The sequence below is a fragment of the Leeuwenhoekiella sp. A2 genome, assembly GCF_047946655.1.
Classification (GTDB): Bacteria; Bacteroidota; Bacteroidia; order Flavobacteriales; family Flavobacteriaceae; genus Leeuwenhoekiella.
In genome coordinates this window covers 2,913,201-2,936,038 of the sequence record NZ_CP172311.1, presented here as the reverse complement: position 1 = coordinate 2,936,038, position 22,838 = coordinate 2,913,201, and the positions used below count along the sequence as shown (strand labels likewise).

Below are 22,838 nucleotides of genomic sequence, written 5' to 3'. Positions count from 1 at the left end.
GTATGAATTGCATTATTGTTGATGATGAGGAGATGGCAAGAGCCATAATTGAACAATTAGCTTCAAAAAACCCCAATGTTACTGTAGATGAAACTTTCTCTAACGCATTAAGCGCTATCAAGTATCTTAATCAAAACGAGGTAGATCTTGTTTTTCTAGATATTCATATGCCAGATTTTACGGGTTTTGACTTTATACAAACCATTAAAAATCCACCCAAAATAGTTTTAAGCACTTCAGACAAAAATTTTGCAATAGAAGCTTTTGAGTATGAGTGTATTGTAGATTATCTCGTTAAACCTATTACGCAAGAACGTTTTGATAAGGCTGTAAAAAAAGCCCTTGCCTTTAAAAAAACATCTAAAATTGCTGAAGATAAAGAGACTGCAGAAAATGTACAGGATCTGTATGTAAATATCGACCGCAGACTCATAAAAATCGACATGGCAGGCATAAAAATCGTTGAGGCCAAAGGCGATTATATCCTGATAAAAACTGAAACCAAAAATTATACAGTTCACTCTACCTTGAAGAAAATAGAAGACAAACTACCCAATGATTTGTTTTTAAAAGTGCATCGCTCCTACGTTATAAATACCAGTAAGATCGTAGATATAGAAGATAATAGTGTACTTATAGATCGCGATATCATCCCGGTAAGCCGCTCTAAAAGAACAGAGTTAATGGAGCGTCTAAACCTTTTATAGAATTATTTAACTGAAGCATGCGCTCTGGGCGAAAAAGCTCAACGAAACCTTTTAACCATTCATCTATAGTTAAAGGGCGCATAATCGAAAAAAGCCCCTAACGCTGGCAATTTATTTGATCTTTGAAGCAGAAAATAACTTCAAAATTAAATAACATGGCTCTAGCAAGTTTTCATAATCAGGTGCTTGAATTAAGCGGAATAATCTGTAGTGGCAACGTTACAGAAACACAATCAACAATAGAATGTGCTCTTGATCTTGTGAGCCATCTGGTTGTAAATCTCGACAAAATAAATATGCTCGATCTCTCTGGTGTCTTTATGCTCTACCTTATACAAGAGCGCGCCAGAAAAAAGCAAAAAAATATCATATTGACCGGTACGCAAAATGAAGCTGTAAAAAAAGCTTTCAACATGGCAGGTGTCAATATTTGTTAACGCCTTATACTTTCTCTTCACATTTCATTAGAATTTAGGCATAGCCCCAAATCACTTCAGCCCTTGCGTCAGCCTAAAAACGCAAGGGTTTTTTAATGCATAAAATTGCTCTCTACTTAACAAATCTCCGTAAGCCTTCGAAATATAAAATTCTTAAAGTAAGAAAAGCTCTGGAAATTTAGATGCTTCTCATTGTCTGAAAATCATTTTAAAGACAGAAAATTACCACTCATCTACAGTAAACCTCCATTCAACTAAATTAAAAAGATACTTTGTATATAAAGACCATCTTTGTACAAGAATAAAAAAGTAGAAAAAACTTCTCACCCCTTAATAACTTTATCCCCTACCCCTCATTCCTTTAATTACCCCTGCATTTTAAATGCGGGGTTTTTTATGTTCATAGATCTGCTTCATTAATTAAACTATTATCACAACCGCTAAGTCTCTCAATGAAAAAAACTGATTTCAGTTAAAGTCTGGCAGCTCTCAAACTTCACTTATCAGTACAAAAACAATTCAAAGATGATAATGAACCACTCGACTACAGCAAACTTCCATTCAACTAAATTTTGGGATCCAGCGTGGGAATATCTATCATCTTTGTACAAGAAATAAAAACAAAACGCTTTCACCCCAAATCGTTTTACTATTACCCCCAAATCTTAATTAACCCTGCATTCCCCTAAGGTGCAGGGTTTTTAATTGCAAAAAAATAAAATACTTTCACAACCTTACCCTCACCCATTTTGAGTTAAATACAACAAATTGAAAACTGTATTAAATATCTTAAATTGAATTAATTAGAGTATAATTTCAGATAAAAGTCAAAAAATGACAGTTTATCTACACGAATTACCCAGCCACCGAAAATCAACTGAGCAATTCTAAAATACTAAGCATCTTTGTAAAACAATAACAATTAAACAAGCAGCATTATGTCTCTAATACAACTCAATAATTATGTTCTGGAAATAGAAGGAATATTAAATAGTCATAATGTAACAGAGACTCAACTTAAAATTGAAGTTGCTCTTGACAGGACTAACTATCTTATTGTAAACCTGAACTCAATTCATGATATAGATATTTCAGGAGCATTTATGATCTACTTATTGATAGAGAAAGCAAAACAAAAAGAGAAACAAATCGTTCTTGTAGGATGTGACAATAAAAAGATACAATATGCATTTGGTGTAGCCGGACTTACAAGATTACTTGAACCTACAGCTGCTGCATAGTTAAAATACATTTCCCCCCAAATTCTGTTTGTTGCCCTGGCGCTCTCCCTCACGCCGGGGCTTTTTGTATTTAATAGGTTATTGATTTTTTAATTTTTGAATCAATTTATGCTGGCAAGAATAGATAAAGACATAAAAACAATTTTCATCTAAAGAAAAGCCAGTCATGAATTGTAATATTCATTTCGAACCTGACTGATGAAACCCTCTGGATGTATTAAAAGAATAAAAAGCTTAATTCATCTACAGCAAAGTGCCATCTAACGAAAACAGACTGCAAAGCGTGGACAGTCTAACTAGTTTTACATCAGAAATAAACAAATAAACAAATAAACAAATAAACATTTAATCATTAACACTTTATTATTCAATCCTAAATCATTTATTATGAAAAAAATTAGTTTAGTTACAGCAGCAATCACAGCTTTATTTGCAATCGACGCTAACGCTCAGGCAGACAACAATGACATCAATACCTTTAGCCAGGCATTAACAGTAGATGTACCAACTTTGGCAATGTTAGACATTGAAGATGCTTCAGGAGCAGAAGTAAGCGCGATCACTTTAGATCTTACAGACGTAACAAAAGAAGCTGGTGTGTATGAATTTGAAAGCGTAGAAACCTCTCCTATGTGGCTCAATTATACAAGTGTAGTCGCAGATGGGCAGCTGAGAAACATCACTGTAGGTTTTGACCAGAACGCAAATGACTTCCCCAGCGGCGTGAAACTGGTTCTTAATCAAAGTACTTTTACTGCAGACAACGGTACACTAGGTACAGCAGCAGGAACCATTGAAGTAAAACCAACTGATGTTTCTGTACCTGTGATCACAGGAATAGGAAGTGTATACACAGGGCAGGGACAAAAAGGGCTGCAATTTACGTATTCTCTTGCAGAAGATGGAAATTTCGCAGATTACAAAGCAGGTACCTATAACTCAACTTTGATCTACACCATTAGCGGTATATAATATCAAAATAATCTTCGGTTATAATTCAACTGGGATTTAGTAATAAAAAGGCATTCTACTTATGTGGAGTGCCTTTTTACTTTTCATAGGAATTTGACCGATTTTCAGCATAAATGACCCGATTTTACACCTGACCGATACCTTTTTCATTCTACGATTGTAAAAGGTCTTTTATCGTTTTCACGAAATAAACCTTTGCCTCAAAGTTTCTGTTTTTCTTTTAGCACCTTCAACAAAAATTGCTTTCTGTGTATCTCTTTTTGCGCTTTGCATTTCGCGAAAGCTTTAAAGATTGAAAGCATGAACTCATCTACAGCAACCGGTCATCCACCGAAAATAGCCATAAATACAATGACAGCATGACTAGTTTTACATCAGATAAACAAATAAACATTTAATCATTAACACTTTATTATTCAATCCTAAATCATTTATTATGAAAAAAATTAGTTTAGTTACAGCAGCATTTACAGCATTATTTGCAATCGATGCTAATGCACAGGCAGACAACAATGACATCAACACCTTTAATCAGGCATTGACTGTAGATGTACCTACCCTTGCAATGCTAGATATTGAAGATGCATCTGGAGCAGAAGTAAGTGCCATCACTTTAGACCTTACAGATGTAACAAAAGAAGCCGGAGTTTATGAGTTTGACAGTGTAGAGACCTCTCCTATGTGGCTCAATTATACAAGTGTAGTCGCAGATGGCCAACTTAGAAACATTACTGTAGGCTTTGATCAGAATGCAAATGACTTCCCCAGCGGTGTTAAACTCGTTCTTAACAAAAGTACTTTTACCGCAGACAACGGCACTTTAGGTACAGCAGCAGGAACAATTGAAGTAGTACCTACAGATGTATCTGTACCGGTGATCACAGGAATAGGAAGTGTGTACACAGGTCAGGGACAAAAAGGGCTGCAGTTCACGTATTCTCTTGCAGAAGACGGAAATTTTGCAGATTACAAAGCGGGTACCTATAACTCAACTTTGATCTACACCATTAGCGGTTTATAATTCACTATTCTAATGTAATAAAAAAGGCCCTCTGCCCAGGTAGAGCGGCCTTTTTTAATAAACTAAAAAAACGATTCTTTCCTTCAATAGAAAGTCGTTTTTGCTTCAAAGACGCATTGCGACCATTCGTCTACACTTAAACGCGACCTAACGAAAATACGCCTAAAACCCCTGTTTATCAGGCTAAATTTGAAGTATAATAAAACATCAACAAGCAATTATACCATTAAAATAAGTTAAGATGAAAGCAAGAATTATACTTACCATAGCCTTTACATTTTTCATTAATGCTGCAGCATTTAGCGGTGTTCTTATTGTAAACGGTCTTACACATACGTATGAAGGATCTTCTGGAGACAAAGTGCGTGGAGAGATCATTCTTCAAAATACTTCTAACATAGATCAACTGGTAACTTTTGTTCTTAGCGAGGCTATTTTCTCCTGTTCAGAATTTAGAAAATTCACAAAAGATATGAGCCATGAGCGTTCTTCGCTAAGCTGGTTTGAAGGTAATCTGGGTGATAAAGTACTGGCTCCTAATGAGCGTTTTGTGTATCGCTTCTCAATCAATATTCCTGAAGATGCTAACCTAAAAGGCTCTTACTGGAATATGGTTATGATACAAGTAGAAAAGCCTATGCAACAACAGCAATCTAATGCGGTAGCACTTAATTCTAAAATGCAATATGCAGTAGGCGTCATGACAAATGTAAATAACATAGAAGATCTTGACCTAACCTTCACGAGCATTGACTTTTTACCAGAGGCAGGTCTGCCATCAAAAAATCTTAGTGTAAACCTTGAGAATAAAAATCTGTTTGTAGAAGATGTAAAACTACTGCTTGAAATATACGATGCTACAGGCACCAAGATCATGGAAAAAAACACCATTAGAAACCTAATTTTCCCGGGTTTCTGCCAGGAATTTATCTTAGACCTCACATCACTTGCAAAAGGCAATTACCAGTGTATGCTTATTGCAGATTCCCGCGAAGAATATGTAGGTGCAAACATCAACCTTAACATAGAATAGCAGACCCCAAATCACTCATTCTACAATTTAACACTCGTCAATATGAACTCTATAATCAAGAACCTCAGGGTAAGCCAACGAGGTGTGAATCAGAAAATTTTTGTTCTGGTTGAGGCAAGCCTCGGGGAATTAAACCCTCTGGAGGGATTAAAACTTTTGTTCATCATACTACCTTTTTATATAGGCTGTGCAAAAGATGCACCTAATGAAGGTTTTGATCTATATCCTCATGTTGATGTAATTGAATACAATGAAGTGGAAGAAATTAAAAACACAGATACAAACAGTACCACATTTAAATATAGCAACGCAACCGCTGCAACACTTGAGCCAGATACCACAAAAAACGAAATTCTTATTTCTGAAGTTGTAACGATTTCAGCTAAAGCGAAAGAAAATAATGGGGTAATAGATGTAAATAGCGCTCTTGCGAAAAAAACTAATACAGCAACAAATTCTAAAAATAATGTTCTGCAAACAAGAAGAGCAGTTCCCGCATCTCCTAAAACCAAAGACACAACAAAAGTAAAAGTTCAGTCTGAAACTTCTTCGACTGTAAATAATTCCGCAAAAGCGAAAAAAACCCCTCAAAACAATCAAAAATCGGTAAAAGAAGAGCAAAAATCAATCAATAATGAAACGATATACAGCGTAAAAAAACCGGTTAAAACAGCTGAAAATCGGGCGTTTTCACCAAAAAACGCTCCTGAAAACAGAATATCAAAAACAGATTCTGTAAAATCTGTACAAACTCAAAATACAAAGCAAGAAACAGAAAGTACTGCAGAGACAAAAGCTACAACCGACTCAAATATCTATTCAGATAACCTGAGAAGAGTTCAAAAATCGGTCATAGACAGCACAAAATCGGTCGCCAAAGTATCAAAATCGCAAAGCCAGCCAGAAACCCGAAAAATCATTATTACAGATTCTTCAAATGCAGGTGATATTAAATTAACGCCTCTGCATAAGCAAGACACGTATGAAACGGGTAAAAAACACACGCTTGTAATAGATGTAGTGAATATGGGTAGCGATGTTTCAGGATTAAATTTTGATGTGCGCCTGCCCAATACCTGGAATCTTATTTCTGCAAGCACTATTAATACCATGCAGAATGGTGAAAAAAGACTGGCGCTTATCAGCTTTTTTATTCCGGCAAAATATAAGTCAGGTTCCACATCTGCACAGGTAAACTTAATTACAGACAAAGGAAGTTTATTAGGTTCTTCACCAGTAACTTTTAAAGTGGCCAAAAATTTCGGTATTGAGGTTTTCAATGTTTTCGCTCCACAAAATGTACAGGCCGGTGAAACCATAAAAGCCAGCTATTTTATTAAAAATACAGGAAATGTAAATCAAAAAATAGCGCTTTCTTCTCGCAACAGTATAGAAGGAAATGAGATGATCAATCTGGCTGCAGACTCAATAATCGTAGTAGATGTGACTCAAAAAACAACTAAAAAGGTTTTCGCTTTACGCACAATGATCACAAATTTAAAAGTAGAAAGTGCCGCTTCTGGTGAGGCATATCAGTCTTTTTCTAAAACAGATGTTTTCCCTGCGAGAATTAAGCAAACAGATCCTTTTAAGCGCTTTCCCATAGAAGCAAGTTTGTTGTATAACAGTTACACAAATGAAGAGGAGCATTACTCGACAGTTTCAGCAGAATTAAGAGGTCACGGCTTTTTAGACAGCCAGAAAAAGCATCATTTAAATTTCACATTAAGAGGTCCTAAACAAATAAATCTTAAGCGTTTTGGTGTAATAGATCAATACAGTGCGCTTTACAATTATGATAACAAAACCATTGTACATCTGGGAGATCATACTTACCGTTTTAATTACTTAGGTTTTAACAGTCGTTACGGGATGGGCGCCAGAATAGATCACCGCGTAAAAAACTGGATGCTTTCAGCTTTTTATACAAAACCACGACTTTACGATTTTAATGATGAGCCGCTGTACGGTGTAAAAGCGCAATATCATTTTACAGATTCTTTACAGGTAGGCGTTTCTGTAGCCAGATCAAGCGGTACAGAGCAAGGTGCATATTTCAACATTCCCGGTAACGAGAATGAGGAAGGACAGATCACAACTTTCAATTTTAAATATGTAAATAACAAAACCTTAATTAATGCAGAGTCGTCATTTAGCTTAACAAATGAAAATGTAGATTATGCAAATTATATTAACCTGATACAGAGATTTGAGAATTTGACGTACTCAGGTAATTTCACCATTGCGGGCGAAAATTACTTTGGCGCACTTAGAAATAGCCTTCAGTATTCAAATAATCTGCGTTACAGACTGCACAAGTGGAATTTCACTTTAGGCCAGAACATGTCTAAAATCAATGAGCGCTTAAACCCTTTGTTTTTTGCTGCCGCTCCTTATTATGAAGATTATTACGGTGGTTTAGGTTATCGTCCTAATCAAAGACATTATGTAAGTATTCGTTTAGACAGAAGAGTACGTGAAGACCAGTTAAAGCCCAGAAACTATTATTACAAAGAGTACGGTCTTAATTATAGATATGCGTTTACATCTCGTGACTTTAGCCTTCGTTTTAACGGTAGAATAGCAGAAACAAAAAATTTACTTGCTGCTACTAATGTTTACAGAAAAACATACGCACACACCCTACAGAGTTCTTATAGAATTTACGACAGGTTAACTTTTAAAGGATCTTTAAATCATAATTATAACAACCGTTACGGAAAATCAGATTTCAACACCAATTATTTTAGATACAGTTTAGGTGTAGATTACAGCTTAAGCAGAATGTTCCGCTTTGACTTTAATTACAACAGCGGTTTCAGTCCGGAAGATTCTTATATGAAACGTGATTTTATTAACGCCAGCCTAATGGCTCAAATAAATAAAAACCATCGCTTTGAGTTACGCGCAAACTATTATGAAAACGCTGGTAATACCACTCAAAAAGAGCTTTTAGGTTTTGGAAAATACACCTATATGTTTGGGATTCCACTTCGTAGAACAATTGAGCAAGGAGGTTTAAAAGGATATGTTTTTGCTGCAGATGAAACCATTAAAACAAAAGGAATACGCATAGTAAGTTCTGGTAAAACCTTATCTACAAATGCAAAAGGAGAATTTGAGCTAAACAATCTTCCGCTAGGCACAAACTATATTTTTATAGATGAGTCATCATTACCACTGGGCATTGTAGCTGCTAAGAGAGCACCTTTTAAAGTAATAGTTGCCAGAGACAATATGTCGAGTTTAGACATACCGCTGGTGCGTTCTTCTACCATTAACGGCAGCATAGATTTCATCGAAAAAGATCTAACTAAAAAGGATCTTACAGCGTATATAAAACTTGAAAATAAAGAGTTTACATACACCATAGAATCTGATAAGACCGGCACATTTAGTTTTCAGGAAATAGTACCGGGTACTTATAAAATAGAGATTATGAGATTTAAAGCCGGTGATTTGTTTGATATCCCTAAAGCAACCCAAATCACGGTAGAAGAAAATGCCAGGGAAACCATCTCTATAGAGGTTGGAAGCAAGAAGAGAAAGATCAAGTTTGACAATAAGAACTTTAAAGTAGGCAATTAATTATGAGAAAATTCAGCTATATATTTATTAATCTGGTTCTTGTCAATATGTCGATATGTTTTGCACAGGAAACCATAGATGCTAATAGTGTTAATCTTTTTGGCGGCGGTAAAGACTTTAATACGGCATCATTACAATTGCAGCCTATAGAGATCATAGATGTAGAACCAGAATCATTAACAGGCGGAAGCACAAATTTAAGTGGCCTTGAGGCAGGACTTCCCGCTAGTGCCAGTGGCTCAATAGAAGATGCAGATCTGTGGTTAAATTTCACCTTTAGAGATGCAGATTATCAACCAGGTAATGTATATGTCTACTCTACATTGCCCGTTCCCGCAGGCATGACCATTACTGTAGAAGTTATAAGTTTTGCACCTACGGGCAGCTATGCAACGCCCAGTTTTAGCCCAGTTGTTACAATTGCAAATAATGGCGCCAGATTTGACAGCCGACTCATATATGACTTTCAAAATGGATATACGGGCGACGGCATGAACAACGGCTACCAGTTAAAATACACAATAGACAATCCCGGGATGGTATCATTGCCAGACGGTTTTGAAATCATCTACGAAATAAAATAAGCTACCATGAGAAAATTTCAAATTATAATAGCACTGTTATGTTATACGGCGGTAAATGCCCAAGTATTGCTGCCGGGAACTCTGGATGTGCAGGGCATGCCCAACTTTAGCCAGTCTATAACAGATGTAGTGATGGAAGCCGGGGAAGACGATGCGGCTTTAGGTTTTGAAACTACATTTAACGCAACAGAAATAGGCTTTGTACTCGATCCTACCTCAATATTGGGTGTAGAAGTTTCAGATACTGAAACAAACTGCAGTGCAAATGTCTTTAGATATAAAGTATATATGCACACTATAAATGCCCCTGCAGACATTATAATAGAGGCGCGTACATTTACAGATAGTGGCACTCCCCTACCGCTTATAGGTTCAAGCCCTTATGATAATTTACCTATTCAACCATTAGGACCACGAGGTCTAACTCCTGAAAACGGCGGCGCTTATATAGCTGTTCCCAATAATGCTTCACAAGCCATTAAAGTATTTGAATTTATAGGTTGCAGAACAAATATTCCTATTCAGTTCAAAGTAAGACCAAGTGCTAAAGCAAGAGCGGTACCGGTTAATTTTGATATCTATTATACGGTAGTAGGAAGCTTAATGTAGTAAGAATAATCTATTAAAAGTAATTATGACAGGCATCATTCTCATATTTTCAAACAGAGAGCAGCATTTAGATAAAGATGAATTCACTACTTTTTTAAAAGAATATCCTGATGTGCGCTTATGTCTTGTGAATAACGGAAGCATAGATAATACATTAACGCTGCTGCAGGAATTAGAACATAGATATCCTAAGAGGATCTCTGTTATTGACCTTAAGGTAAAAAGAGAGCACGACTTTGCTTTGCGAAATGGTTTCCGCCTCTTGATGCGTAATAAAAATATTGATAAGGTTAATTACGGTTTCAATATGGAACTTCAAGATCTTAAAACCACTATCGAATTTGGCAGTAACAACAGTTGAGAGAATACGAGCAATTATGTGAGCCTTCCTTCGCAAAAATTGATTTTTTCACTGTTAAAATTCAGGTTCATGCATTTACACTAAATCGATTTAGTATATTTTTTGTATCCTTACAGAAAATATAACTAATCTTTCATGAGAAACACGATTTTGTTCCTGGTCCTATTATCTGGATTTAGTCTATTTGCACAGGAACAGTTAACCTTAGACAATCTTAATGATTTTAAAGACCAGACAGGCAATTGGCAAATTGTGGGTGATGTGGTGATGAATCCCAACATTGATATACACCAGGCCGAAACAGCAGAAGAAGAATCTGGCAAAAAAAGAAAAAAGAGAAAAAGAAAAAATGAAACCGAGCCTGCAAAGGCGGTTACCTTTTCTCCGGGAACAGGAATTCTTTTAAATAATCCCGAGAACGGAAAAGATAATCTGGTGACTAAATGGGAACACGGAGATATTTACCTGGAAATGGATGTTATGCTTCCTAAAGGTTCTAACTCAGGAATCTATTTACAAGGCAGATATGAAGTACAATTGAATGACGCCTGGGGTGTAAAAGTTCCTAAATTTTCTGATATAGGTGGTATCTACCGCAATTGGGAAAATGAACCCGGCAAAATTTTTAGAGGTATCGCTCCTCTAAGCAATCCTGCCAAGGCTCCTGGCCTTTGGCAACATTTAAAAATTCATTTTAAAGCACCAAGATTTGATGAAAGTGGAAATAAAATAGCGAATGCGAAATTTGTTTCTATTGAACTAAACGGCGAGCTTATTCAAAATAATGTTGAAGTTCCTTTAGCTACAGGTGGTCCTATATCTGCTGAAGAAACTGCAATGGGTCCGCTTATGATTCAGGGTGATCATGGTGCTGTGGCATTCAAAAACATACAGTATCAGGTAATGGCAGAATCTCAAGTCACTCTCCCTTCTATTGCTTACCAAACTTATAAAGGTGATTTTAAAGGTCTAGAAGATCTTGATAACGCGACTGTAGTTTCTAAAGGAAAAACTAAAGATATTGATGTAAATCTTGCTGAAGAGGAAGATGCTTATGGTATTATATTTAATGGGGAAATTTTGATCCCAAAAGATGATAATTTCACATTTTTGGTAAATTATACCGGTGGTGCAGAATTATCTATAGATGGGAAAGTTGTTGCTAAAGAAAATTCTTCAGACAATGAGGGACGTATATCTTCTAATTCTAACCTTAAAGCAGGTCAACATTCATTTACAATAAAGAATATTAAAAATGCAGGCTGGAGAGCGCCACGATTAGGTTTTACGGTTACTACCGCAACTACAAATCCTAAGACCTTTCACGCTTATGATTCCTACCCACCTAATGTGAACGATGTTTCTGCGATCTATGTACAGCCAGATGCAAAACCAGCTTTATTAAGAGGTTTTGTGAGCTTTAAAGGAAATGAAAAAAGACTTTCTCATACAATAGGCGTTGGCACACCAGAAGGTATTAATTACGTATACGATTTAAAATCAGCGAATATAATTGGTTTCTGGAGAGGGGATTTTGTAGATGCTACACCCATGTGGCACAGCAGAGGTGACGGTTCTTTTAAACCAAAAGGATCTGTACAATGGACCTTTTTAAATCAACCTTTAGCTAAACTTGCTACAGACAAAACTGCTTTCCCAGAAACAGGAGAGGCTCCTGATTTTGTTTCAGAAGGATATACCATAGACAGCGAAACGGGATTACCTATTTTCAAACAAAAATATAATGGTGTCGAGATTTCTAATAAAATCACTCCCGATGAAAATAATAACTATCTGAAAAACGAGATAAGTTTTTCAAAATCGGGCTTATCTGGTTGGTATTATAAATTAGCTTCAGGCAAAGTAAAGAAAATGCAAGATGGCTCATACATCATTGGTGACAACGCATATTATCTAAAACTTATTTCTGCACAAACACCTGTAATAAGAGATATAAATGGAGAAACAGAACTGATAATACCAGTTGATGGTAGTACTATTAACTATGAAATAATATGGTAACGATCATGAAAAATAAGAATTACAATATATATACAATGTTTAAAAACTTTTCTGTTCTTCTGCTGCTAATGATCACCTCTGGATTGATGGCGCAAGATGAGCCTAAACAAGAAGGATCTAAAGAAAATGATTTTTATAGAATTACCACAATCCCTACGCCTGAAGGTGTACTTATAGAAGGTGGTGGTGTCCTATCACTGCCTAGCGGAAGCATGGCTGTATGCACAAGACGTGGTGACGTCTGGATACTTGAAAACCCTACGATGAGCGGTGGCACAGGTGTGACTTTTAAGAAGTTTGCTTCCGGATTACATGAGCCTCTAGGTCTGGCTTATAAAGATGGAGCTTTATACACAGCCCAGCGTGGCGAACTTACAAAACTGGTTGACACAGATGGTGATGGCGTCGCAGACGTTTATAAAACCGTATATGCATGGCCGTTATCTACACATTATCATGAATATTCTTTTGGACCTGTTCTAGCACCAGACGACACATTTTTTGTAACTGCAAATGTTGCTTTTGGTGATGAAGAATGGTGGCGTGGTGAGAGTCGTGTACCCTGGAGAGCCTGGACAATGAAAATATCTGAAGATGGCACAATGCAGCCCTGGGCAACAGGAATGAGATCACCAGCAGGTTACGGTATGTATGATGACGAACTTTTTTATACAGATAATCAAGGTGACTGGGTAGGCTCTGGTGGAGTTTGGCATTTGCCAAAAGGAGCATTTACCGGCCATCCGGCAGGGCTTAAATGGACAGGGATGAAAGATTCTCCTATAAAATTAACTGAGGAGCAATTTTACGCTAAAATTGACAAGAGACAGACAAAAGTAAATGGAAGATATGTAAAACCGGAAAACGTTCAGGATGAGAAAAATCCAGATTTTCTTTATAAAATAAAAGAAACTTTCCCTGAGCTTCAATTACCTTCTGTGATTTTACCTCACGGAATTTTAGGAATATCTACTTCACAAATTAAAGCTATTGATGCCAATTCAAAATTTGGTCCGTTTGACGGTCAGCTTCTTGTGGGTGATATGGGTCAAAGTAAAATTATGAGAGTCGCCCTGGAAAAAGTAAAAGGTGAATATCAAGGTGTGGCTTTTGATTTTAGAGCCGGGTTTCAGTCTGGTGTTATGAGAATGGATTTTGATCATAACGGTAATCTTTTTATTGGTGAGACAAACCGAGGCTGGGGATCTGCAGGAACAACAAATTCCGGTATAGAATTCTTGTCATGGACGGGTAAAACTCCTTTTGAAATGAAAACCGTAAAAGCAATGCCTGATGGTTTTGAAATCGAATTTACAAAACCAGTAGACAAAGCTTCAGCAGAAGATTTAAATTCTTATAAAGGGAAGAGTTATATCTACAAATATCAGGCTGTTTATGGAAGTCCACAGGTTAATATTGAAGACATACCTGTTAAGGGCGTCAAAGTAAGTGATGATGGGATGAAAGTAAGAGTCGTTATAGACAATTTACGCCAATTTTACGTTCATGAAATGTTATTGCAAGGTGTAAAATCTAAGGATAAGGAAGAGTTAACCCTTCACCCTTCTTTTTACTATACGCTTAACAATATTCCAGATGGTCAAAAACTTTCAGCTAGTGAATTCACATCAAAGAAAGTGAGTCCTAAAAAAACTGTAGTTCCTAAAAAGAAACCAGTAGCCAAAAAAGTAGCTCAAAATCAAGTTTTAACAGATAGCCAGGTACAACCTCTATTAGCTGCAAATACGTGTACAGCATGTCATAATAAAGAGAAAAGAGTTGTGGGTCCCTCATTTAAAAACATAGCAAAACGCATGTATTCTAATGAAAAGATTCTGGAATTAATTTATAATCCTCAGCCTAAAAACTGGCCTGAATATGCTACGCCAATGGCTCCCATGCCTCAAGTCCCAGAAGATGAGGCATTAAAAATAGCCGCCTGGATTAATTCGTTAAAATAGAAATTAATCTTACTAAATATTATATAGCCTGTTAATCTTATTATTGATTATCAGGCTATATTTTTTACACAGATTTATAGAAATATCTAAATATCCTACAAAAAGAAAGACTGTCTAAGATCAAAAAGACAGCCTTTCGGGACTAACCAACAATTTATAAAACTGTTTACTATAATTCTTCCGGAGTAAATGTGTGTTTAAAAAGATTGGGATTTATAATGAGCTGCGCCCACCCCCAATTATTGGTATTATCAGATGGCAGACCACCTTTTATTAAACTCATACTGTCTGAAGCAAACATATGCGAATAGCCTAAGTTTAATATTACATTTTTAATAAGCGGTTGCGTAAAAACAAGATCTACTTCAGTTCCTAAATATTTATCTGTATCATTTACCAGATCTGCATTAGCCGCAAAGTAATGCCCTTTAACAAGCAGATTAGATTTTTCGCCGGTCTTGAAAACCAATTTAGCATAGAGATCATTTAGTCCCACATTATTGGCATGATTCCCAACATAGAAATAGTCCATAAAACCGTTGAATTTATGGTTGGTTCCATACAGTGGGAAGAATGATTTATTTTTTGAATCTCCGGTTTGATCTGTTCCGCTTAACATTTCAAATCCCAAAGCATACACAGTGTTGGCCGGTTTATATGATCCTTCTAAAGACAATTGATAAGCACTCAAGTCTGTGCTGGCATCGGCTTTGCCAAATTGATAATAACCGCTTCCGGCAAACTTAACAGCACCGATAGGAAAAGTAAAATAAGCCCCGGTTGTCTGCCTGTTATAAGTTCCATCAGCTTCTTCTTCCTCATTATATTTTTGAAAACCATTATTTAAGAAGAGAAAGCTCAAAGATGAGTTTTCCCAGGATTTATTCAAATGTGCAAATTGCATGGTTTTATAGGTAAAAAAGCCGGTAATTGCATAGTCTGAGCCGATTATCCGCTGTTCTTCCTGACTAAAGGCAAAACCCAGATCCATATTTAAACCAGAATTTTTATATTTTATCAAGGCTGCATCATGAAAACGACCTTGCATCGCCCAATCCAGACCACCAAAAATGCGCTGATCATCATAAGAAATTACCTGACGTCCTAATTTTGTAGACCAATGTTCATCCACTTTTAATTCTACCCACGCCTGAAAAAGTGAAAAAGAATCATTGTTATCACTCGGTAAAATTTGGCGGGTATCGCCCCATGTGCTTACATCCTGCACACTTATAAAGGCATTCAACCATTCAGTATCATAACCAAAATTGAGACGTGAGCGTTGTGTTACAAAAGCAGCAGGTTCTGCATCATCTGGAAACAGGTTGCCAAAACCATGGCGATATTCAAATCGTGAACGTATATCTGCATCTACATTAAAGGTTTGCGCAATGGCGAAAGTTGAAAAAAAGACAAATAAAATAAAGAGAGTAATGTTTGCTTTCATTTAGCTGAAGTTTATTATTCAAAACAAATATAAGTATTTATACGTATTATTACGTAAATATACTTAATTATTGATGACATCTTGTTTCGCGCTTCTTCTTTCGTTATATTCGTAGAGAAATAACGCCCGCTGCTATGATAGCTGTTAATGAAGCCTTAAAACTTATTGAAAAACAAACTTCCCCGCTGGGAACGCAGACTTTATCACTGCTGGCAGCACGTGGAAGCATTTTGGCATCAGCTGTACAATCGCCTATTAATATGCCGCCTTTTCGTCAATCAGCGATGGATGGTTATGCTATTCAACTCAATGGAGCAGCAGAATATAAAGTCATAAGTGAATCAAAAGCAGGAGATTCCGGTAATTTGAGTTTAAAATCCGGCGAAGCAGTACGCATTTTTACCGGTGCTTTGGTGCCTGATGATGCAGATACAATTGTTATTCAGGAGCATGTAGAACGCGCTGCCGATAAAATCCTCATCAATAAATTACCACAAAAAGGTGCAAATATTCGCCCTGTTGGCGAACAAGTATTTACCGGAACAGAAGTTCTCAAAAAAGGAACTTTGGTTAACGAGGCCACAATTGGCTTTCTGGCAGGTTTGGGAATTCAGGAAATTGAAGTTTATAAAAAACCGAAGGTTGGAATCCTGGCAACCGGCAACGAATTGCAAGAACCCGGAACTCCGCTAGAAAAAGGCTCTATTTATGAAAGTAACGCTATCATGTTACAGGCCGCTTTGCTTCGATTAGGGATTGACGATATACAGGTTTTTAAAGCGAAAGATGATTACGACCAAACCAAAACTGCAATTAGCAACGCTTTAGAAAAAGTAGATGTTTTATTGATTTCCGGTGGAATTTCTGTTGGTGAATATGACTTTGTTAAACAAGCGCTCGAAGAAAATGGGGTTGAAGAAGTCTTTTATAAAGTCAACCAAAAACCCGGAAAACCCCTCTTTTTTGGCAAAAAATCAGACCAAACCGTCTTTGCCCTTCCGGGAAATCCGGGTTCCAGTTTAACCTGTTTTTACGTGTATGTTTTGGGTGCTCTGAGAAAAATGATGGGTCATGAAAATTTCAACTTAGAACTGAAAGAGGCTAAAATAACTTCGGAAATTAAAAATCCTACCGGCAAAACGCTTTTTCTAAAAGCGATTATTGAAAATGGAAAAGCAGAAATCTTAACCGGGCAGGCTTCGTCTATGCTCAATTCGTATGCGATTTCAAACGGACTAGTAGTTGTGCCTGAAACGGTAGAACAAATCAATGAAGGCGACTCAATTCAGTATTTAAATCTTGTATTCTAATGGAAGAAAAGAACCAAATAGTATCCAGCGGAATTAAAAGCAGGATCTGGATTGAAAAAGACGGAGATATCTTTTTAGGCTATGGCCGAATAGAATTGCTTAAAAAAGTACACGAAACAAAGTCAATTAGCGCTGCTGCGAAAGCTTTAAATATGTCATACAAAAAGGCGTGGCGATTGATGAATACGATGAACGAACTCGCAAAAGAACCTTTGATCATTAAAAACATTGGTGGTAAAGATGGCGGCGGGACAACCTTAACTGAATACGGAAAAACCATTATCAAACATTTTGAAACGATAAATCAAAACTGCATGGATTTTCTGGATAAGGAATTTGAAAAACTAACTTTTTAAGCTAAAAATCGGAGTTAAACGGGTGAAAATCGACAATAACATATCAGCTTTTATTCTTTGCGGCGGCAAAAGCAGCCGTATGCAAACTGAAAAGGGATTGGTTATTTTTCGCGATAAGCCTTTTATTCAGCATATAATTGATGCAGTAAAACCGATTACTTCAAACATCTCTTTGGTTACTGAAAATACAGATTATGAGCAATTTGGCTTTCCTTTAATCAGTGATATTTATCGGGATAAAGGTCCGGTAGGCGGTATTTTCTCTGCGTTGAAAAATACTTCTACCAGCGATAATTTAATATTAAGTTGTGATATTCCTTTGATAACAATTGCTATCCTTAGCGACCTAATTAGTTCTCATGCTCAAACTGAAAAATCAATCACAATCGCAAGTGAAGTTGAGAAGTCGCATCCGTTAATTGGAGTTTACCACGAATCAGTTGCTCCTTTTTTTGAGAAAAGTATTTTAAATGACGAACTGAAACTTATGAGCCTGATCACAAAAATTGGCTACAATGCATTACAGATAAAAAATACAGAAGCTTTGCAAAATATAAACGACCAGAATCAACTCAAACAACTGAAACCAGCGCTATGATACACGTAAAATATTTCGGGATGATTGCTGAAGCTACCAATTGCAGCGAAGAAAAAATCGCCCTGGAGAATCAAAAACTGGCAGATTTGCTTCAAAAATTGACGATAAAATATAAACTGGATGAGCTTCCTTTAAATGTTGCGGTCAACAAAAATATGGTTGATAAAAATTCAGATTATACAATAAACGAAAACGACGAGATTGCCATTTTACCACCTTTTGCAGGAGGATAATTATGAATAAATATAGCAGACAAATAAAACTCCCTCAAGTGGGAAATGCAGGGCAGCAAAAAATTGAGCAAGCCAAAGTTCTTGTTATTGGCGCCGGCGGTTTGGGCTGCGCAGTTCTCCCCTACCTCACTTCGGCGGGAATTGGAACGATCGGAATTATAGATGGCGATACGGTTGATGAGACTAATCTGCATCGTCAGGTATTGTATGCAGAAAATACCGTGGGAAAAAGCAAAGCCCGCGAAGCGGTTTCAAAGTTGGAAGCTTTGAATTCTAATGTCAAGTTTGAGGTTTATGATGAATTTCTTTCTGCCGAAAATGCATTGCAAATCATTGCGAACTACGATATAATTGTTGACGCGACAGACACAATTGCAATACGCTACTTAATCAATGACGCCTGTGTAATTCTAGATAAACCATTTGTTTATGGTTCGGTTTTTAGGTTTGAAGGGCAGATTTCTGTTTTTAACTACAAGAACGGACCAACGTACCGATGTTTGTTTAAAAACGAAAAAGGAATTGTTCAAAACTGTGCTGAAGTTGGCGTTTTAGGTACTACCGTAGGTTTTACGGGAATGCTTCAGGCAAATGAAGTGATGAAAATGATCCTGGAAATAGGCGAAATCCTTTCAGGAAAGTTGCTGGTTTATAATGCGCTCACGAACGATCAGTCTATTTTTCAGTACAAAAAGGACGAAAATCTGGTCATAAACACCGATTTTTTTGAAGCTGAATATTTACAAAATCAAGTTTCAGAAATCAATCCGGAAGAAGCTTTGGCTTTAAACAGTTTGCTGCTCGATGTACGCGAATTTGATGAAACGCCTCAACTCGATTTGGAAAATTCTATTCAGATTCCGCTTTCAGTTTTAGAAAGTGAAATGCATCAGCTGGATAAAAACAACGAAATATTGATTTACTGCCAGAGCGGAAAACGAAGTCTGGTCGCGGCGAAGCTTCTGCAGAAAAATCAGTTTAGTAAAATTAGGAGCATAAAAGGTGGCGCTTTAGCCATGAATCAAATTATTGAAAATGAAAAAAGTATTTATTGAAGGCCCAATTTCGCCACAATTTATAGCAGATTCTATTGCAAAACATCAGTCAAAGCACAGCATTGGCGCTCATAATATTTTTCTGGGTCAAGTGCGCGCAGATAAGATCGATGATAAAACCGTAAGCGGGATAACATACACCTGCTATGAAGAAATGGCAAATGAAAAGCTGGAAAAAATCAGGGAAAAAGCTTTCGCGAAATATAATCTAACCTGCATGCATATTTACCACAGCCTGGGGAATATCAAAGCCGGTGAAATTTGCTTTTTTGTTTTCGTTTCATCTATGCGTCGTAAAGAAGTTTATGCGGCCACTGAAGAAATCGTGAATCAGGTGAAAAGTGAAGTTCCCATTTTTGCAAAAGAGATTTTTGAAAATGAAGAATTTCAATGGAAAGTTAATAGCTGATAAAAATGAACTTTCGTCATGCTGAACTTGTTTCAGCATCGCATCACGGTTTTATAAAATCAAATAGGTGAGACCCTGAAATAAATTCAGGGTGACGATAGAAAAACAACAATTCAACAAATAATCAATTACCAGAAAACCAGATTACCCAAACCAAATGGTCGATATAACTCATAAAATAAAAACGTTACGCATAGCCACGGCAGAAGCAACGGTTACTGTTAGTAAGCAGGAAACAATTGACGCTGTTGTGAATAATACAGTGCCCAAAGGAAATGTGTTTGAAATGGCAAAAACCGCCGGATTATTTGCTGTTAAAAATACGCATATCACTATTCCGGACTGTCACCCGCTGCCGATTGAATTTACTTCGGTAAGTTATGAAGTTGATGGGTTAACTATAAAAATTCTCATTAAAGTAAAGACCGTTTATAAAACCGGAGTTGAAGTAGAAGCCATGCACGGCGCATCGGTTATTGCGCTTACCATGTATGATATGTTGAAACCTATTGACAAGCAAATTGTTATTGGCAACATACGTTTAGTCAACAAAAAAGGTGGAAAAAGCAGTTTTAAAGATCAGCGACCTTCAACTTTAAAGGCTTGTGTTATTGTGTGTTCAGATACGATTTCTGCCGGGAAAAAAGAAGATTTCGCTGGTAAAGCAATTATAGAAAAACTGGAAAGTCACGATGTCAAAATTGCTTCTTATGAAGTTATTCCTGACGAGATCGAACTGATACGAAGTAAGGCTTTAGAATACGCTGAAGATAACAATCTCGTCATTTTTACGGGCGGAACAGGATTATCATTCCGCGATGTAACTCCCGAAGCTTTAGAACCTATTTTAGAACGAAAAATACCGGGAATTGAAGAAGCCATACGCAATTATGGGCAAGAACGTATGCCATATGCCATGCTTTCGCGAAGCGTTGCCGGCACAATAGGAAATTGTCTGGTTCTGGCTTTACCCGGTTCAACTAATGGAGCAAAAGAGTCTATGGAGGCTGTGTTCCCACATTTGCTGCACGTTTTTAAAATATTACGTGGAGCACAACACGATACAAATGTTTGAAAATCAAAATATATTAACCGATTCTTTTGGGCGTAAGCACAACTATTTGCGTATTTCGCTAAGTGAAAAATGCAATTTGCGTTGTACCTACTGCATGCCTAAAGATGGCGTTACACTCACTCCCCGACCAGAATTGATGACGACTGATGAATTGTTTGCAATAGCCAAAATATTTGCAGACAATGGTGTTAGTAAAATTCGGTTAACTGGTGGCGAGCCGCTGGTGCGAAAGGATTTTAGTGTTCTGCTGCAGAAATTATCTACGCTGGATGTTAAGCTTTCAATCACAACCAACGCGATTCTCGTAGATCGTTTTATGGATGATTTTAAAAAGTATGGCCTTAATGATATTAACGTAAGTTTGGATTCGCTTCAGGAAGAAAAATTCAAATTTATTACTCGTAGAGATCAGTTTAAAAAGGCTTACGAAAATATCTTTTTATTGATAGAAAACGGGTTTAACGTGAAGATGAATGTAGTCTTGATGAAAGACTTCAATGAAGACGAAATCGTAGATTTTATAAAACTCACCCAAACCCTACCAATATCGATCCGTTTTATTGAATTTATGCCTTTTGATGGTAATAAATGGAATAAAAATAAACTGGTAACTCAGCAGGAAATTCTGGAAAAAGCTGATGCTTATTTTGGTAGTGAAAACTATGCACAGCTTGAAAATGAAAAGAATTTTACTTCGCGTAATTTTCAGGTAAAGGGTTTTAAAGGGAATTTTGGGATCATAAGTTCGGTAAGTAATCCGTTTTGTGATAGTTGTAACCGCATTCGTCTTACGGCTAATGGAAAAATAAAAAACTGCCTCTTCTCTAATAAAGAGACAGATTTACTTTCGGCTTACAGAAATAATGAATCTGTTGAAGAATTAATATTCTCATCTATTTATAAGAAAAAAGCGGTGCGTTCCGGAATGGATACTTTTGAAAAACTCAACAATCCAGATCTGCACAACAACAACCGCAGCATGATCACAATAGGAGGATAATTTTTTGGAGAACGCAACCTTTGGAAAACTTCTATTATAATAAAGTTGCCATAAACATGGAATTTAAATACTTCATTGTTCCTAATGGGATTTCAACTGATAAACAGGCATTGAAAGCAGGTGAGTTTATAATTAAGGTTCCTTTTAACTTCCCTACTACATTTGCTGATGGTGAAGGGCCGTATAATTCCATACGAGGATTGAAGAAAAATTCTACAATTTTTAAAAATCTAATATCGAACAACCCAAGAAGAGCGCAAAAAATTCTTGTAGAAACAAATATAATTAAGCCGAGCGAATTTATATTTCACCCTAAAGGCATTTCATTTAATGCTGAAACTATGGATGTGTATTTACACGCTGTAAATGGAAGAGTATCAAATAGTGACGTCACAGGAGTCCACTATTATGATAAGCAAAAGGTTAGAATTATTGAATTGATAGCGAAAAACAAAGAAACCGGTGTGTTTTCTGCAAAAATTGAATACTTTGATCACAGAACAAACAAATGGTTAAGAAAAAAATTGGCTAGCACCTTTTTTCCTATAACTTGGAATAGAGGGAATGTTTTATCTGAGTGTAAATACGCAGTAGAACGAATTAAATTACCAAATGAAGGAAATAGAAAAATAGAATCTGAAACCAGTAATGGAATAAAAGTGATTTTACAAATAAAAGATGGTAAGATAAAAACAATCTATCCTTTGCTCTAAATGTATCAGTTGCCAACTACGTATACAGAAATGGCGGCTAAGAGCCAAATTCAAAAAATCTATGTTACCAGCAAAAATGAGGTAAAGACACCGATAAAGGGATAAT

At 36.5% G+C, this 22,838-nt stretch carries 22 protein-coding genes; 21 read left to right on the top strand and 1 reads right to left on the bottom strand.

Going from position 1 to position 22,838, the window contains the following annotated elements; translation table 11 throughout:
- Positions 1-2: 2 nt before the first annotated feature.
- From ACH3PA_RS12965 to ACH3PA_RS12910, 12 genes are all read left to right on the top strand, one after another.
- Positions 3-707, top strand: coding sequence for a LytR/AlgR family response regulator transcription factor (locus ACH3PA_RS12965; protein ID WP_416443535.1), 705 nt, complete (start codon positions 3-5; stop codon positions 705-707).
- A gap of 155 nt (positions 708-862) precedes the next feature.
- On the top strand, positions 863-1,144 hold the full coding sequence (locus ACH3PA_RS12960) for an STAS domain-containing protein (protein WP_416443537.1): 282 nt from the start codon (positions 863-865) through the stop codon (positions 1,142-1,144).
- A gap of 938 nt (positions 1,145-2,082) precedes the next feature.
- A complete protein-coding gene (locus ACH3PA_RS12955) occupies positions 2,083-2,385 on the top strand; it encodes an STAS domain-containing protein (RefSeq protein WP_416443539.1) in 303 nt (100 codons plus the stop codon).
- Positions 2,386-2,772: 387 nt separating this feature from the next.
- A complete protein-coding gene (locus ACH3PA_RS12950) occupies positions 2,773-3,357 on the top strand; it encodes a hypothetical protein (RefSeq protein WP_416443541.1) in 585 nt (194 codons plus the stop codon).
- 436 nt (positions 3,358-3,793) lie between these two features.
- Positions 3,794-4,378, top strand: coding sequence for a hypothetical protein (locus ACH3PA_RS12945; protein ID WP_416443543.1), 585 nt, complete (start codon positions 3,794-3,796; stop codon positions 4,376-4,378).
- 241 nt (positions 4,379-4,619) lie between these two features.
- Positions 4,620-5,411, top strand: a complete 792-nt coding sequence (locus ACH3PA_RS12940; RefSeq protein ID WP_416443545.1) for a hypothetical protein — start codon at positions 4,620-4,622, stop codon at positions 5,409-5,411.
- A gap of 42 nt (positions 5,412-5,453) precedes the next feature.
- Entirely contained in the window at positions 5,454-8,999 is a 3,546-nt protein-coding gene (locus ACH3PA_RS12935) for a hypothetical protein (protein ID WP_416443547.1), read from the top strand.
- Between the two features lie 2 nt (positions 9,000-9,001).
- Positions 9,002-9,583, top strand: a complete 582-nt coding sequence (locus ACH3PA_RS12930; RefSeq protein WP_416443549.1) for a hypothetical protein — start codon at positions 9,002-9,004, stop codon at positions 9,581-9,583.
- A gap of 6 nt (positions 9,584-9,589) precedes the next feature.
- On the top strand, positions 9,590-10,192 hold the full coding sequence (locus ACH3PA_RS12925) for a hypothetical protein (protein ID WP_416443551.1): 603 nt from the start codon (positions 9,590-9,592) through the stop codon (positions 10,190-10,192).
- A gap of 25 nt (positions 10,193-10,217) precedes the next feature.
- Complete coding sequence (locus ACH3PA_RS12920; RefSeq protein ID WP_416443553.1) at positions 10,218-10,553, top strand: glycosyltransferase; 336 nt, start codon at positions 10,218-10,220, stop codon at positions 10,551-10,553.
- A 135-nt stretch (positions 10,554-10,688) separates the two neighbouring features.
- Positions 10,689-12,575, top strand: coding sequence for a family 16 glycoside hydrolase (locus tag ACH3PA_RS12915; RefSeq protein WP_416443555.1), 1,887 nt, complete (start codon positions 10,689-10,691; stop codon positions 12,573-12,575).
- Between the two features lie 5 nt (positions 12,576-12,580).
- Positions 12,581-14,536, top strand: a complete 1,956-nt coding sequence (locus tag ACH3PA_RS12910) for a c-type cytochrome (protein WP_416443557.1) — start codon at positions 12,581-12,583, stop codon at positions 14,534-14,536.
- 169 nt (positions 14,537-14,705) lie between these two features.
- On the opposite strand, the gene ACH3PA_RS12905 is transcribed toward ACH3PA_RS12910, so the two are convergent.
- Positions 14,706-15,983, bottom strand: coding sequence for an alginate export family protein (locus tag ACH3PA_RS12905; RefSeq protein WP_416443560.1), 1,278 nt, complete (start codon positions 15,981-15,983; stop codon positions 14,706-14,708).
- Between the two features lie 134 nt (positions 15,984-16,117).
- On the opposite strand from ACH3PA_RS12905, the gene glp reads away from it, so the two are divergent.
- The 9 genes from glp to ACH3PA_RS12860 all read left to right on the top strand — a co-directional run bounded on the left by glp (position 16,118) and on the right by ACH3PA_RS12860 (position 22,732).
- Positions 16,118-17,293, top strand: coding sequence for a gephyrin-like molybdotransferase Glp (glp, locus tag ACH3PA_RS12900; protein ID WP_416443562.1), 1,176 nt, complete (start codon positions 16,118-16,120; stop codon positions 17,291-17,293).
- Positions 17,293-17,649, top strand: a complete 357-nt coding sequence (locus ACH3PA_RS12895; protein ID WP_416443564.1) for a winged helix-turn-helix domain-containing protein — start codon at positions 17,293-17,295, stop codon at positions 17,647-17,649. Before glp ends, ACH3PA_RS12895 begins: the two co-directional genes overlap by 1 nt.
- A gap of 22 nt (positions 17,650-17,671) precedes the next feature.
- Positions 17,672-18,247 carry a molybdenum cofactor guanylyltransferase gene (locus tag ACH3PA_RS12890; protein ID WP_416443566.1) on the top strand — a complete coding sequence of 192 codons (576 nt, stop codon included), beginning with the start codon at positions 17,672-17,674 and terminating at the stop codon, positions 18,245-18,247.
- On the top strand, positions 18,244-18,480 hold the full coding sequence (locus tag ACH3PA_RS12885; protein ID WP_416443568.1) for a MoaD/ThiS family protein: 237 nt from the start codon (positions 18,244-18,246) through the stop codon (positions 18,478-18,480). Before ACH3PA_RS12890 ends, ACH3PA_RS12885 begins: the two co-directional genes overlap by 4 nt.
- Before the next feature lie 2 nt (positions 18,481-18,482).
- Positions 18,483-19,535 carry a ThiF family adenylyltransferase gene (locus ACH3PA_RS12880; RefSeq protein ID WP_416443570.1) on the top strand — a complete coding sequence of 351 codons (1,053 nt, stop codon included), beginning with the start codon at positions 18,483-18,485 and terminating at the stop codon, positions 19,533-19,535.
- On the top strand, positions 19,516-19,944 hold the full coding sequence (locus ACH3PA_RS12875; RefSeq protein ID WP_416443572.1) for a molybdenum cofactor biosynthesis protein MoaE: 429 nt from the start codon (positions 19,516-19,518) through the stop codon (positions 19,942-19,944). Before ACH3PA_RS12880 ends, ACH3PA_RS12875 begins: the two co-directional genes overlap by 20 nt.
- Before the next feature lie 157 nt (positions 19,945-20,101).
- Positions 20,102-21,019 (top strand): bifunctional molybdenum cofactor biosynthesis protein MoaC/MoaB, encoded by a 918-nt coding sequence (gene moaCB, locus ACH3PA_RS12870; RefSeq protein WP_416443574.1) that lies wholly within the window; start codon positions 20,102-20,104, stop codon positions 21,017-21,019.
- A complete protein-coding gene (gene moaA, locus ACH3PA_RS12865) occupies positions 21,012-22,019 on the top strand; it encodes a GTP 3',8-cyclase MoaA (protein ID WP_416446597.1) in 1,008 nt (335 codons plus the stop codon). Before moaCB ends, moaA begins: the two co-directional genes overlap by 8 nt.
- A gap of 56 nt (positions 22,020-22,075) precedes the next feature.
- Positions 22,076-22,732: an EndoU domain-containing protein gene (locus ACH3PA_RS12860; protein ID WP_416448217.1), complete on the top strand. Its 657-nt coding sequence runs from the start codon at positions 22,076-22,078 to the stop codon at positions 22,730-22,732.
- Positions 22,733-22,838: the final 106 nt, after the last annotated feature.

Coding starts and splice junctions, on each gene's coding strand:
- ACH3PA_RS12880 (WP_416443570.1), top strand. CDS start 18,483: ATGAATAAATATAGCAGACAAATAAAACTCCCTCAAGTGGGAAATGCA.
- ACH3PA_RS12945 (WP_416443543.1), top strand. CDS start 3,794: ATGAAAAAAATTAGTTTAGTTACAGCAGCATTTACAGCATTATTTGCA.
- ACH3PA_RS12910 (WP_416443557.1), top strand. CDS start 12,581: ATGAAAAATAAGAATTACAATATATATACAATGTTTAAAAACTTTTCT.
- ACH3PA_RS12925 (WP_416443551.1), top strand. CDS start 9,590: ATGAGAAAATTTCAAATTATAATAGCACTGTTATGTTATACGGCGGTA.
- ACH3PA_RS12895 (WP_416443564.1), top strand. CDS start 17,293: ATGGAAGAAAAGAACCAAATAGTATCCAGCGGAATTAAAAGCAGGATC.
- moaCB (WP_416443574.1), top strand. CDS start 20,102: ATGGTCGATATAACTCATAAAATAAAAACGTTACGCATAGCCACGGCA.
- ACH3PA_RS12875 (WP_416443572.1), top strand. CDS start 19,516: ATGAAAAAAGTATTTATTGAAGGCCCAATTTCGCCACAATTTATAGCA.
- ACH3PA_RS12965 (WP_416443535.1), top strand. CDS start 3: ATGAATTGCATTATTGTTGATGATGAGGAGATGGCAAGAGCCATAATT.
- ACH3PA_RS12920 (WP_416443553.1), top strand. CDS start 10,218: ATGACAGGCATCATTCTCATATTTTCAAACAGAGAGCAGCATTTAGAT.
- ACH3PA_RS12960 (WP_416443537.1), top strand. CDS start 863: ATGGCTCTAGCAAGTTTTCATAATCAGGTGCTTGAATTAAGCGGAATA.
- ACH3PA_RS12860 (WP_416448217.1), top strand. CDS start 22,076: ATGGAATTTAAATACTTCATTGTTCCTAATGGGATTTCAACTGATAAA.
- ACH3PA_RS12930 (WP_416443549.1), top strand. CDS start 9,002: ATGAGAAAATTCAGCTATATATTTATTAATCTGGTTCTTGTCAATATG.
- ACH3PA_RS12935 (WP_416443547.1), top strand. CDS start 5,454: ATGAACTCTATAATCAAGAACCTCAGGGTAAGCCAACGAGGTGTGAAT.
- moaA (WP_416446597.1), top strand. CDS start 21,012: ATGTTTGAAAATCAAAATATATTAACCGATTCTTTTGGGCGTAAGCAC.
- ACH3PA_RS12940 (WP_416443545.1), top strand. CDS start 4,620: ATGAAAGCAAGAATTATACTTACCATAGCCTTTACATTTTTCATTAAT.
- ACH3PA_RS12955 (WP_416443539.1), top strand. CDS start 2,083: ATGTCTCTAATACAACTCAATAATTATGTTCTGGAAATAGAAGGAATA.
- ACH3PA_RS12885 (WP_416443568.1), top strand. CDS start 18,244: ATGATACACGTAAAATATTTCGGGATGATTGCTGAAGCTACCAATTGC.
- ACH3PA_RS12915 (WP_416443555.1), top strand. CDS start 10,689: ATGAGAAACACGATTTTGTTCCTGGTCCTATTATCTGGATTTAGTCTA.
- ACH3PA_RS12950 (WP_416443541.1), top strand. CDS start 2,773: ATGAAAAAAATTAGTTTAGTTACAGCAGCAATCACAGCTTTATTTGCA.
- glp (WP_416443562.1), top strand. CDS start 16,118: ATGATAGCTGTTAATGAAGCCTTAAAACTTATTGAAAAACAAACTTCC.
- ACH3PA_RS12905 (WP_416443560.1), bottom strand. CDS start 15,983: ATGAAAGCAAACATTACTCTCTTTATTTTATTTGTCTTTTTTTCAACT.